The sequence below is a fragment of the Psychrobacter glaciei genome (assembly GCF_014652895.1).
Taxonomy (GTDB): domain Bacteria; phylum Pseudomonadota; class Gammaproteobacteria; order Pseudomonadales; family Moraxellaceae; genus Psychrobacter; species Psychrobacter glaciei.
In genome coordinates this window covers 77207-90337 of the sequence record NZ_BMZR01000003.1, presented here as the reverse complement: position 1 = coordinate 90337, position 13131 = coordinate 77207, and the positions used below count along the sequence as shown (strand labels likewise).

Here is a 13131-nt window from a genome sequence, read left to right as displayed (position 1 = left end):
AACGCTTATCTATCATAAATAAGCGTTTAATTGGCGACCTTAAAAAAAGTAGGCGCTGAGGCTACCTCGTCGGTGGTGATATCAAAAAATCTTAGTAAAGTTGGCGTGATAAAATCATGTGATACTGGCTGAGTGCTCATACTCGTCAGACTCTCGCTACTGATACGGTTACTCGCAGGTGACCAAACAATCAACGGCACTTGCTTTTGCGCATTCGGCGCAATGCTGTACGGCAGTCCATGTAAGTAGATATTGTTCTCACCCAGACTTTCTCCATGATCGCTAATATATACCATCACCACCTCATAGTCTTGTTAATAAGGCTTCAATGTTTCAATAACATTATTTAAGAAATAATCAGTATAGCCAATCGCATTGTCGTAACCGTTGATGACCGACTGTGCATCACATTTGGACAGCTCATTGGTCATACAAACTGGCTGAAATTTTTCAAAGGTTTTAGGATAACGTTTGTAATAAGCGGGGCCATGATTGCCCATTTGATGCAGTATAACCAAAGTGTCTTTTTGGCTAGAGTCCGACTTAATCATTTTATCAAAGCCATCCAACATGCCAATATCTCGGCATTCGCTATCACAATTGGGGTTCTTATCCGGCGTTTTGTAATCCTCAAACACCACTCGATCTGCCACGCCTTTAGAGCTAGAGTTATTGTCTCGCCAAATGACCTTGACGCCTTGTTTGTTTAGCGTATCCAACACATTTTCATTGTAGGCAGCGGTATCTACATCGTAGTCACTTTGGTTTGCATAGCTGAACATACAAGGCACTGAATAAGCGGTAGAGGTGCCACAGGCCGTTACATTCTTAAAGCTATAGATATCCGCTTGCTTGGCGAGCAGTGGCGTAGTGTTGCGTCTATAGCCATTCAAGCCAATGTGGTCAGCACGCACAGTCTCTCCGACCACAAATACCATCAGCTTAGGTTTTGCAGTGCTATTCACAGCTGCGCTACGCTTGGCATCTGCTGCATGAAGTATCAGCGTATCAGGGCGTTGCCGTTCAGCTATATAATCCGTTCCTAGTTTTACGACAGAATAAATGGGCGTGATTGGGTTGCTATAATAACGGACCTCTTTATGCTGACGAAAAAAGCTGGCGTACTGATCGCCAAAAGGTATCAGGCAAAGCGCAATCAGCGCAATAGAGGCAACTAAGGTTGCGGTCTTTTGAAGTATTGCGCGTTGCCAAGAGAAGCGCTTTAAACGAATTTTGCTAATAATAAATACTGGAATGATGCCTAATAATACCACTCTAATCACAAAGCTTGGTGCCATTAGATCCATAGCCTCAGCTTGATCGGTTTGTAAGCTATTGATAAGCATATTACGATCAAAAATCGTGCCGTAAGCATCGGTAAAATAACCACAAACTGCTGCCACTAGCACCATGGTAATCAACACTGCTTTTGCCGTGGAGCGATAACAAAGCAGCTGAAGTATTAGCCACAGCAAACCAAACAACAAGCCCACTAGTGAAAGAATGAACCCCGTATTTGTATCAAATGGGTAGATATTTAGGACTTGCGCAAAAAAACTAATATTAGCGGTAGTGACTAGATATAGTGCAGTGATGACGATAAGTACATTAACATTCAGCTCAAAATGATAGCGTTTGCTAATAGCATATTTTCTATCATGAACTTTGGTAAAGCTAGCACTAAGCGCTTGAGATATTGACATACAAATACTTCTCAACAGAATGAGTGAAGACCCAATTCATTAAAGTAACAAGTACCTTGTTAAGAAGGCGTTAAGCTGCTTAAATTAAAAAAGTTTAAACGACAATGAGAAATTTAGGATGTCAGAAAATGAGTCATGCGTTATTCACTAGGATCAGCGCCGGGTGGAAAGTCATGGCGCAGCTGCGTGACATTAGCAGTGGTCACCGTGTCCGTATAGTTGTTCAAATCGCTATGCACATACTGGGTAACGGCAGCTATTTGCTGATCGGTCATCATGCTATGAAAAGAAGGCATACCACGTAGACCATTCATAACGACGCTAATAATATAATACTTTGACTCCATCTTAGTGTTGTTAGCTAGCGGTGGGTAGTAGCCTGCTCCTTGTGCGCCCTCGCCTTTTTGCATATGGCAACCTGCACAAGAATCCTCATAAAGCTTTTTACCATCAGTAGAAAAAAAACCGCTTTTGCCTTGTAAGCTGCCTTCAAATTTGGTGAGCCATTTTTGTAAGCCGCCATCTTCGCTCATTTTTGGTATCGAATTAACATCAACGATATTTGTGGGGGATCTGGTCAGCGCTTCTTTGGACATATAAACCGCGCCCCACGCCCCGTTATTGCGGCTGGCTTGATCGTCAAATATCATGGGGCTGGATTGTTGACTGGCAATAGTGACTGCATTATCGTTACTATATTGACTACAGCCTGACACGGTAAATGTGCCTACCAACGTTAATAATATGACTGTCTTATATAAAATAAACGGTTTAAGACCGTTAAAAGAGCGTGGTTTTATCATGTTTATGATCGCCTTTATAATCGTTACTATATAGTTGTTACTATACGATCGTTACTATGCTGGCCAAAATAGGCCTACTAGCCAAGTTTTTTGGCCTTTTGGTGTAAGCGTTTGGCCGCGTCCATCCCCGATAATATGGCCCCTTCTTGCCAAGCCGGAATGTGTGAGCAATGCTCGCCCGCCAGCACAATCCGATGATCAATGCTGCAAAGCGTATCGTAGTATTGCTCACGGCTCGATTCACTCCAAATACCATAACAACCAAGCGACCACGGGATACGATGCCAAGCGACTGACGTACCTGAACGAAACTCTTTGGGATATTGCGGATGGATACGCTTGCCGTATTCTAATGCCGCTTTGATGCGCTCTTTTGGCGTTAAGGAATTGAACTTATAAGAGGTTTCTCCAAAGCCATAAGCACCTAGTAGCACGCCAGAGCCTTGGGTGAATAAGTCCTGTGATGGATAAGAGATTTGGGTAATAGGCAGATCCGTATAAGTAATGCCACCATAGATCCATTCATCTTCCTCCCAAAACCGCCGCTTGAACTCCAAACCAACTTTATAAGAGCTGTCATAAGGGACGGCTGCCATCGCTTGCTTCATTGGTTCTGAGACATTGATGTCAATTTGGGTCAATACTGACAGCGGAATAGTGCAGATACACCAATCAGCACGAACGCTTTTGACGCTACCCTCTGAATTATTGCTTTCAGAATTGGTGCTATCAATATAATCAACGGTTACCCCTGTCTCATCTTGCTTGATTTTGGTGACTTTGGCATTAAACTTGATCATATCGCGGCATTCACGTGTGAAAGCATCGCCTATTTTTCCCATACCTCCGACAGGTTGAAACATTGCTGGTTGATGCACGTAAACGGTGTAATTAGCATAGAGATCCGACCACATCCCTGAGTCTAATAATTTTTTCATTGGGATTGGTGTCGATGGTTTAGCATCAGGCATCAGACCACCACCCGGATAAACACTATAGCCGCGATGTTTGCTGGTTTCATGGCTTTTGACGTAGCGATAGCTATTATCAAGAACGCCCCAACCTTTCAAACCTTCCAGTAGCTTCTCTTTGTCTTCTTTGGTGACCGTATCATCTAAACTACCTTTATTGACTGCTTTAGATAGTAACTCTGACACGTAGCCACGGATATCGCTTTGTACTTCGCCTAAGCGCTGCGGTGCACCATTGAAATGGTTAGTACGATGTAGATAAGCACGATCATTGGTTTGGATAAAGGGCTGCAATGCGACATTAAATTTTTTGCAATAATGGAATACCGCATAGTGATGTACGGGCAATCGCCACGGTCCACCATTAAAGTAATTGCCTTTTTCAAAGTCGCAAGTCACCTCCTCACCGCCAAGCTCAGTATATTTATCGCCACTATTTAGCGTCCAACTGCGCCCACCACCGCGATTTTGGTATTCAAGCACAGTGATTTTATAGCCCGCTTTACGTAACTCATAAGCTGCTGTAAGCCCGCTCAACCCTGCTCCCAAAATAACGATGCTCGCGCCAGCAGGAGCACCCTTGAGATCTATTTCTTGCTTAAAACTCGACTCGGATGCAAACCCCAATGTGGTCATCGCCTGATACATGGCAGTCGCGCCAGCAGTCTTACCTATCATTGAAAGCAATTGTCGCCGTGTAGGGGAATGCAATAAATCGTTCATTTAATTATCCTTGGCACACTTCGTTTTTATAGTAGGGTCTGTTGAACATTCAAATGTGGTACTGGCAGTGGCTATTTTTTAGACAATACGCAGTGAAATTTTTGACGCCTAGTCATTCTAGGTTAGACAATTTCGCCATGTATTGGCAAAAAATAGCCCTGCCCTGAAAGGCTGATACTAAAATCGTCCCAAACGTTGTTGTAAACCTAGCTAAGGTCTCGACATTATCGTCGGTTTACGCCTAGTTTGGGAAGATTTTAGCGATCAGCAGTCCTAATATTTGAATGTTCAACAGACCCTAATCAAACAAGCAAATTTTCAGATTCAATTCTTTAAATTTAAGGATGTGAGATTTAACTTTTTTCTTTGATGACGCGTTTGACATCCGCCGCACTGACTTCGCTACTTGGCAGACCACCGAAATTGACTCGCACATAATTAGTAATACTTGCAATCTGTGCAGGGCTTAAGTCTTTCTCAAAACCTGGCATTTTCGGCGCAGTATTGAACGCACCTTTTGCCCCAAAAGCGATAACGCCAATCAACGCATCAGGTTTAGCGCGGCGAATACTGCTAAGACCGACAATAGCAGCATAGCGGGCATCCGGTTGGGCGTACCCATCAACGCCATGGCAACTCCCGCAATGAGCAAGATACAGGGCTTTAGACGAGGATTCAGCTGAGGATTTAGACGAATCGCTGCTACTAGTCTTAGAAGTATTCGTTTTTGCCTGTGCTAGATAGTCCTTTTGCTCTAATAAATCATAAGTAATAGAGGAGCTGATGGGATTTGGTAAACGTGCAACATTAACCGGTATCAGATAATCATCAGTCTTGATCGCAGGAATGACTTTTAGATAGTTAGCCATCGCACTCAAATCTTCATCGGTGAGATAACGGGTACTATGTCCTACTGCTTCTGCCATAGGGCCGCCTGCATACGCCCGTTTATCAATTTTTCCAGTACGCAAATAAGTGACAATATCACGCTCACTCCAACGTCCAATACCAGTGTCGTTATCAGGAGTAATATTAGGCGCAAACCATTTACCAAGCGGCGCACCAGAGAGGTAACCATCTTTATCGAGACCTTGGGTGAGGTTGCGCGGCGTATGACAAGTGCCACAGTGCTCTAGATTATTCACCAGATATTCACCGCGCTGCTGCATTGGTGTCAGACCAGTACGGCTTTTAGTAGACGGCACATTGATGACATTCCACGCGAGCATTAAGCTACGAATGTTTAAAGGAAAAGGCAGGCGAGTTGTTTTTTCAGGTGGCTTATCGACGACGGGAACTGTTTGGAAATAAGCAAATAAAGCGCTAATATCATCATCCGTCATTCCATGATAGGACGGATACGGCATCGCCGGATAAAGTTGATGGTTTGGCGCGCGACCTTTACGTAATGCTTTGGTAAAGTCAGCTTCCGTATAATTACCGATACCATACTGCGTAGAAGGCGTGATATTGGTCGAATAAATATTACCAATAGGCGTTTCGATAGGAACACCCCCACTATAGTCTTCACGATGACAGGCCATACAGTCGGCTGTACGTGCAATATAAGCCCCGCGATTGGCCAAATCGTTATTGATTGGGCTAACATTAGGCAGGCTTATGCTGGGAGGTAAGCTGGATTGTGTCAGATTGCTATTAACGATGCCTGTGCCGTCAGCAATGGCAACGTTAGAGGCTACACTCAGCACACTCAGCGCGAGTGTTGATATCATCATAGAAAGTGGCTTCATAATATCCTTATCATACCAGTCAATCATCCTTGATCACTTTTCAAAAGCTGTCTGCTCTTCATTAACAGGTCCTACTAAAAACAGACTCTACTAAAATAAAACTATTCATCGGTAATAGCTACTGTTTAATGGCCTCAATTTGAATCTCCAAGTTGAGGTTTTTAGTGACTCCAAACCATGCATATTTATCGATATTCCATTTGGTTCGGTCAACGGTAGCCGTAAAATTACCATTGCAAACATCTTTTTTGAATGCGGGATGCAAATAACAGTCAAACTTAGTCGCTGTCAAGCTTATAGGATGGGTTTCGCCATGCAGGGTTAAATTACCATCCACTTTTAGAATCTTAGGGAACGATTTATTCTGATTAAAGTACCATTTGGTAGAGTCAAAACGCGCCAACGGAAAGCGCTGAACATCAAAAAAGTTAGGACCTGTCAAAGTATGATTAAATGCTTTACTGCCTGTACTCAAAGAGCTAATAGGAATAACTAACGAGATATCACCTGTCTGTGAGCTTGGATCATATTGCAAGTTACCTTTGACATTATAAAAGCCGCCAGTAGTGGTCGATCTTTTGAAGCGCTCAATGCCGAAGCTTATATTTGTATTGGTAGGATTGATGACATAGCTAGCGGCAAAACTGCCCGTTATGTTACTTATTATTAGCAATGGCAGTATTAAAAAGGCAAAAATATACGATCTTTTTTGACCGCTGTCTGAAGCGCCCATAGCCACATTCCTTCGTAAGCATTGTAAGCCTTATTGATACTACTGACTTTTTTATTGATGGACGCAATCCATGCTTGTACTTAATAAAAATTTAGCCATTTTAAGACTGCTAAATAGATAACTCTGTTAGGTGATAACACGCCCTAATGACTTATACCCTATTTATCAAAGATTTAGGAGTATTATTTTAGCGAAGGTGGCAATATCTGCTTAGGCTAAATTTTCGCTATATATCTATTATCATAAATAGCGCGCCGTTAAGAAAACGTTAAGATGCTAAAACGTCAAGACGGTAACTTGGTTTAGGAAGGATAATTACATTAGCAATTTAAGGCAGGTAGTTGCGCGTTTTTACTGTCGTACTCTCTCAACGTGTTGAATCTCTGACGATACCAGTGCGGTTCGTTTTGATACGCGCAACGTTGTTGATGATTTGCTTGTCTTCTCGCACTTTAGTGACAATACAGTCCAAATAGACAATGAGATAGATGCTATTGAGAAGCTGATTTTGCCAAGCGAGGATGCCATCGATGAAAAGGTCATTGTTTGGTCACCGAGCAAATAGTCAGCGATTTAGAAAAATACTATACCTGCATGCAGATTCATATCTGGTTCATTAATAAAGAGCTAGCTATCGCTACTGGAGCGATAAAGAGAAAGTGACAAGTCCATATTATTAAAGAGCTTGAGCTAAAATTTAGACACAAAAAAATCTCAAGTAAACTAATACTTGAGGCGAAACTTGCTTAAACTTTATAGTTTAAATTCGTTCTAAATATGGCGCAGCGGACGGGACTCGAACCCGCGACCTCCGGCGTGACAGGCCGGCATTCTAACCAACTGAACTACCGCTGCTTAGGTCTCTTTAGCATTCTACCTTTTCGAAGAGGCCCACTTCGCTAAATAAGTGGTGGGTGATGACGGATTCGAACCGCCGACATTCTGCGTGTAAGGCAGACGCTCTACCAACTGAGCTAATCACCCATCGAACAATTGCTATGCAATTTATTCAACATCAACCGAGCTCTTTAGTTTGTCACTAAGCTCTGCTGCTGTGGGTGTGTATTATATAGATTTACATGTGCGTGTCAAACAGTATTTACCACTTTTTGAGATATTTCATTCAATATCATGACAAGCATATGTTTTTATTGATTTTATATTTTTATAAATATTCAATATTTCTAGACTTCATGCTTATTTATTAGCTAGTGCTTGCTCGATATCGCTTTTTATCGCGTCAGGCTTGGTCGTTGGTGCATAACGATCAATCACTTGACCCTTACCATCGATTAAAAATTTGGTAAAATTCCATTTAATACCATCGGTAAGCAATCCGCCTTTTTGCTCTTTGAGCCATGCATAAATGGGATGAGCCTCTGCTCCGTTGACATCAATCTTTGCCATCATCGGAAAGCTGACGCCATAATTCTTTTGACAAAACGCGCCAATTTCGTCATTACTGCCTGGATCTTGGCTACCGAATTGATTACAAGGAAAGCCAACGACGACCAATCCTTGATCTTTGTATTGCTCATATAGCGCCTCCAGCCCTTCAAACTGGGGCGTAAAGCCACATTTACTCGCGGTATTAACGATTAACAATACCTTGTCTTGATAGTCAGAAAACGCTTGCAGGCTACCATCCATACGCTCAGCCGTAAAATTATAAATAGTACTCATCATTTATCCTTAAATTGAGGTTTTTGTTGTTTTGGGTATTCATTTGACACTTTTACTTTATCAGTCATATAAGCGGCAAATGTTATTGAAAAGGAAGCACTCTGTACTTCCCTTCCATATTACTATTACTATTACTATTACTACTATTATCTAAATACTTACTTCTCAGACTTATCTAAATCGATAGATACTGAGTTGATGCAATAGCGCATGCCTGTCGTCTCACTCGGTCCATCAGGGAATACATGACCCAAGTGTGCGCCGCAGTTGCTACAAGTTACTTCTGTGCGCGTCATACCTAGCGAATTATCGACGTGCTCTTCAATTGCGCTATTATCGATGCCTTGATCAAAACTTGGCCAACCGCAGCTTGCATCAAACTTATTTGTTGAATCAAATAAGCTGGCACCGCAGCCTTTACAGCGGTAAACACCGTCATCGGTCGCATCATTATAAACACCAGTAAATGGGCGCTCTGTGCCTTTCTCACGCAGTACATGATATTCGTCAGCACTCAAACGCTCTTTCCAGTCAGCTTCAGTCAATTGGCTGATTTCTTCTTTACTTAATTGATTGTCTTGCATGATTTGTCCTTATTAGAGTATCTGTTATCTCTGTCACTATTTTATCGCCATATTATTATGAAAACGATGTGCCCTATCTGTTGCTTATCGACTCACTATTCAAGATGAATATTAGAGTCGCAATGACTGTATTTTGGAATAAGTATGTCGTTAAATAGAATTTTATCCAATTTAAAATATATCAAATTACTCTAAAACTAGAGTGAGTAAAGATGTAATTTTGATAGGTAAACATGTATTCAGTTGACTATCATCGTCGGGAGCGTCATACATAAAAGGAGTAATGCAAGTAAAGCTTGCATTTACAAGTGTAAGTGATTTGAAAACCTCTTGCATTAAGACTAACAATGCAATAATATCTTGCATTGGCGTCTAATTAAAATCCTCAATTCATCTACTTATTGAAAAACTACCAGTTAATAAAGGCCTAAAAACCATGTCGGATGACAACAGCACCCAAGCAGCACGATTGGTACAACTACGCCGTAAGAAAGGATTCACCGCTGAGCAGCTAGCACAAGCGATGACCGCCGCTGGTGCCAAGGTGAGTCGCGGTGCTATCTCGAACTGGGAGCGTGGTACTAATGGTATCGTCTCATCCAAGCTCCCTACCCTCGCACGTATTTTGGGCTGTAGCGAAGGGTATCTATTACGTGGTGAGCTTCAAAATGAAAACTCTGATGACACATCGCCTAACAGTAATAGCCCACCTCAAGATGAAAAAATGCAATACGCAATAACACCACAGAAAACACAAAGAAATCAGACCAAAACGCCATCAACTGCTTTCATTGATACTAATAAAAACTTACCAAACAATCTGACAAATGGTCATGCTATGAATCCGATAAAAAAATCCGATAAATTACAAAACGTTTGCTATGACATTCGTGGTCCCTTATTACAGACTGCCAATAAAATGGAAGCAGAAGGCAAACGCATATTGAAGTTAAATGTGGGCAATCCAGCGCCGTTCGGCCTAGAAGCGCCGCATGAGATTTTACGCGACGTCGCGATGAATCTATCTGAAGCCACGGGGTATTCGGATTCGCAAGGGATTTTTTCGGCACGCAAAGCTATTTTGCAGTATTACCAATCTAAAGGTCTGCTCTCGGCAGTTGATGTCCGTGACGTATATTTGGGTAACGGGGTCTCTGAGCTGATTGTCATGACCATGCAGGCGTTGATGAATGATGGCGATGAAGTGCTCATTCCTATGCCAGACTATCCATTATGGACGGCTGCGGCCAACCTCGCTGGCGGCACTGCTGTACACTATCGCTGCAATGAAGAAGACAACTGGCACCCTGATATCGAGGACATCAAATCTAAAATCACCAGCAAAACCAAAGGCATTGTGGTTATTAACCCCAATAATCCGACAGGTTCCCTTTATAGTGATGAACTACTAAAGCAGATCATTGAAGTCGCTAAGGAGCATGACCTAATCATCATGGCCGATGAGATTTACGATCGCATTCTCTATGATGATAATGTGCATACCCCGATGAGCACCTTGACTGATGAGGTGCTGGTACTCTCTTACAATGGCTTGTCAAAGTCGCATCGCATTGCAGGATTTCGCTCAGGTTGGATGATGGTATCTGGTCGCAAGCAACATGCAGCGGACTTTATTGAAGGCTTGGATATGCTCGCATCCATGCGCCTTTGCTCTAACGTTCAAGGACAGTATGCGATTCAGACAGCCATGGGCGGTCACCAAAGCATGAAGGACTTAACCTCTAAGACCGGTCGTCTATATAAGCAGCGCGACATGGCCGTCTCACGTCTCAATGCGATTAAAGGTATTTCTTGTACCATGCCTCAAGGCGCGTTTTATTGTTTTCCAAAGATGGATCCTGAAGTTTACCCTATCACGGATGATATGGATTTTATGATGGACTTACTTGTCGAAGAAAACGTATTGATGGTTCAAGGCACAGGATTCAACTGGGACAAACCAGATCATTTTCGCTTGGTGTTCTTGCCAAACTTGCTTGATTTAGAAAATGCGATGGATAGATTGGATCGCTTTTTTGCCAAAAAACGCCAGCAGTTTGGCACTGAGTAAATATGCATCCAACATAAAAAAATGCTTATCAGCATCACGCTGATAAGCATTTTTTGGTTCTAATCCAAGCCTTATTAATGGGCTCTATAGCATTACTCTTAAAAGATATTTATCAATATGAGATAACTAATAGCAGACATTGAAGCTGCAGCCGGAAGGGTAATCACCCATGCCAGACCAATTGGTTTCATAAGCTTCCAGTTAGTATCTCTATTGACGATACCAATGCCAAGTACTGCACCGACCAAGGTATGTGTACTGGAGACTGGCAGACCCATCGTCGATGCGCCCATCACAACGGCAGCAGCAGCCAATTCAGCTGAGAATCCAGAAGCTGGATGCATCTTCGCTAGATTGGTACCGACGGTCTGAATCACTTCTTTACCAATAAACCAAAGACCAACGATAAGAGCAACACCAAAGGTCAGCATTACAGCAGGGGGTACAGCCGCTTCGGTAGAGATGCTGTTGGTACGGATGACATCCATAATCGCCGCAAAAGGACCAACTGCATTGGCAATATCGTTTGAACCATGGCTAAAGGCAAATGCAGAGGCGGTAAAGACCTGCATCCAGCTGAACATAATAAAGGTGGCTTTGGTCAGATCTTCTTTATGCTTACCACGGATACTCTTGGTATAAATATAGGTCGCAAGCCATACTAGCGCTGAGATCATCCCCATGATCAAAAAGCCTTGCAGCGTCGTCATACCATTATTGACGTTCTTTAGACCTTTAAAGACAACCAGAGAGGCCATGACTGCACCGCCCATAGCCGCAATCATAGGTACCCATTGCTTCAATGCCTTTAGGGTATCGAGGTTACTTCGCTCGTTTTCAATCTCATAAAGCTGTTTGTAATAATCGGTCTCTAAATCTTCAACGACGCAATCATCATCTTTGTAGATTTCTTGGTCACGTAACATCGCTGAGGTATAAGCCAGCTGTTCTGATTCTGTTAGACCGTCCAAAAATTCTTTGTGGTTTTGTTTTAAGGTTTTTTTATCAGCTTTTAACTCGCCAATATGCGCCTCTGTTTTATCATTATACTCGATGATATTTTTCTTAATTTGTCCATATAATAAATAAGACAAAACACCGCCTAGTAGCGGTGATAGCACCCAGGAGATGGCGATAGTACCAATCTTGCCCCAATTCACGGTTGATAATGCCATTTCGGTACCACCTAACGTGATACCTAATACGATGGAGCTACCAACCACGCCGCCAATAATCGCATGTGTGGTCGAAACAGGTAAGCCTTTTTTGGTGGCAAATAACAGCCAAAAGGCAGCAGCAATGAGCGCTGAAAGCATGACATAAATAAACTGGTTGGGTTCGACTGCGAGGCCATCTAGATCGACAATACCGCTTCGGATAGTATCGGTTACTTCACCACCTGCCAACACAGCGCCTGACACTTCAAATATCGCTGCGATACCCAATGCTTGCGGGATAGTTAACGTCCCTGCACCTACTGAAGTACCAAAGGAGTTGGCGACATCGTTACCACCGATATTGAATGCCATAAAGACACCAAAAGCGGTCGCCACAATAAATAGCGTCGTTTGCTGACGCATCGTGTAATCTAGACCCCACCACAAAAAGTAGCTGGTCATCGCAACCAATAAAATGGCAAAAAATAGATTTATTCTCATGGAGCCAACTGATTTAGCTGACTCTGTAGAACTGTTGCTAATACCCATACGTTGATGCGTCCTGCGTAAGCTGATTGGAATTATATGCGATTAGTAATATTGCGCAGCTATACAGGCAGGTTTTAATATCCCGCACTAAAATAGCATTATATAAAGGCGCAACGTGCTCTCTAAACAATGAACTCTTTACGTTTGTTTTGCTGCCGTATCTTAGAATCGATTGTTGCTGTTTAACGTTTGATTCAAATTATTAATACATTATCAAAAACCCATCACTCCACATGTCATAAAGCCGCAAGTGGTATTGCTAAATCATCTGATTACAGCATCTTGCGGCTTATATTTGTGGCGATGTTACTGTTTTTACCGATATCTGATACGGCAACAATATCTTTTAAATATCTATACAAATCATACAATACACACTTATTAAGGCAATATATGACATAAC

General features: G+C 42.4%; 8 protein-coding genes, 2 tRNA genes and 1 pseudogene. 1 reads left to right on the top strand and 10 read right to left on the bottom strand.

The genetic code is table 11. The features are described 5' to 3' along the window. Positions 1-26: 26 nt before the first annotated feature. From IE130_RS08025 to msrB, 9 genes and pseudogenes are all read right to left on the bottom strand, one after another. Positions 27-1703: pseudogene (locus IE130_RS08025) on the bottom strand (phosphoethanolamine transferase). A 140-nt stretch (positions 1704-1843) separates the two neighbouring features. Next, a complete protein-coding gene (locus IE130_RS08020) occupies positions 1844-2506 on the bottom strand; it encodes a c-type cytochrome (protein WP_189584303.1) in 663 nt (220 codons plus the stop codon). 77 nt (positions 2507-2583) lie between these two features. After that, positions 2584-4200, bottom strand: coding sequence for a flavin monoamine oxidase family protein (locus IE130_RS08015; protein ID WP_189584301.1), 1617 nt, complete (start codon positions 4198-4200; stop codon positions 2584-2586). A 353-nt stretch (positions 4201-4553) separates the two neighbouring features. After that, positions 4554-5951 (bottom strand): cytochrome c, encoded by a 1398-nt coding sequence (locus IE130_RS08010; RefSeq protein ID WP_189584299.1) that lies wholly within the window; start codon positions 5949-5951, stop codon positions 4554-4556. Between the two features lie 118 nt (positions 5952-6069). Next, on the bottom strand, positions 6070-6684 hold the full coding sequence (locus tag IE130_RS08005; RefSeq protein ID WP_189584296.1) for a YceI family protein: 615 nt from the start codon (positions 6682-6684) through the stop codon (positions 6070-6072). Positions 6685-7462: 778 nt separating this feature from the next. Then, positions 7463-7539 (bottom strand) — tRNA-Asp (locus IE130_RS08000). A gap of 53 nt (positions 7540-7592) precedes the next feature. Next, a tRNA-Val gene (locus IE130_RS07995) sits at positions 7593-7668 on the bottom strand. Positions 7669-7881: 213 nt separating this feature from the next. Continuing rightward, complete coding sequence (locus tag IE130_RS07990; protein WP_189584293.1) at positions 7882-8367, bottom strand: glutathione peroxidase; 486 nt, start codon at positions 8365-8367, stop codon at positions 7882-7884. Positions 8368-8525: 158 nt separating this feature from the next. Next, positions 8526-8951 carry a peptide-methionine (R)-S-oxide reductase MsrB gene (gene msrB / locus IE130_RS07985; protein ID WP_010199314.1) on the bottom strand — a complete coding sequence of 142 codons (426 nt, stop codon included), beginning with the start codon at positions 8949-8951 and terminating at the stop codon, positions 8526-8528. Between the two features lie 436 nt (positions 8952-9387). On the opposite strand from msrB, the gene IE130_RS07980 reads away from it, so the two are divergent. Next, a complete protein-coding gene (locus IE130_RS07980) occupies positions 9388-11022 on the top strand; it encodes an aminotransferase class I/II-fold pyridoxal phosphate-dependent enzyme (RefSeq protein ID WP_189584290.1) in 1635 nt (544 codons plus the stop codon). A gap of 98 nt (positions 11023-11120) precedes the next feature. Here IE130_RS07980 and IE130_RS07975 read toward each other — a convergent pair whose 3' ends face one another. Then, complete coding sequence (locus IE130_RS07975; protein WP_189584287.1) at positions 11121-12728, bottom strand: inorganic phosphate transporter; 1608 nt, start codon at positions 12726-12728, stop codon at positions 11121-11123. Between the last annotated feature and the right edge of the window lie 403 nt (positions 12729-13131).

Coding starts and splice junctions, on each gene's coding strand:
- IE130_RS08020 (WP_189584303.1), bottom strand. CDS start 2,506: ATGATAAAACCACGCTCTTTTAACGGTCTTAAACCGTTTATTTTATAT.
- IE130_RS08015 (WP_189584301.1), bottom strand. CDS start 4,200: ATGAACGATTTATTGCATTCCCCTACACGGCGACAATTGCTTTCAATG.
- IE130_RS08010 (WP_189584299.1), bottom strand. CDS start 5,951: ATGAAGCCACTTTCTATGATGATATCAACACTCGCGCTGAGTGTGCTG.
- IE130_RS08005 (WP_189584296.1), bottom strand. CDS start 6,684: ATGGGCGCTTCAGACAGCGGTCAAAAAAGATCGTATATTTTTGCCTTT.
- IE130_RS07990 (WP_189584293.1), bottom strand. CDS start 8,367: ATGAGTACTATTTATAATTTTACGGCTGAGCGTATGGATGGTAGCCTG.
- msrB (WP_010199314.1), bottom strand. CDS start 8,951: ATGCAAGACAATCAATTAAGTAAAGAAGAAATCAGCCAATTGACTGAA.
- IE130_RS07980 (WP_189584290.1), top strand. CDS start 9,388: ATGTCGGATGACAACAGCACCCAAGCAGCACGATTGGTACAACTACGC.
- IE130_RS07975 (WP_189584287.1), bottom strand. CDS start 12,728: ATGGGTATTAGCAACAGTTCTACAGAGTCAGCTAAATCAGTTGGCTCC.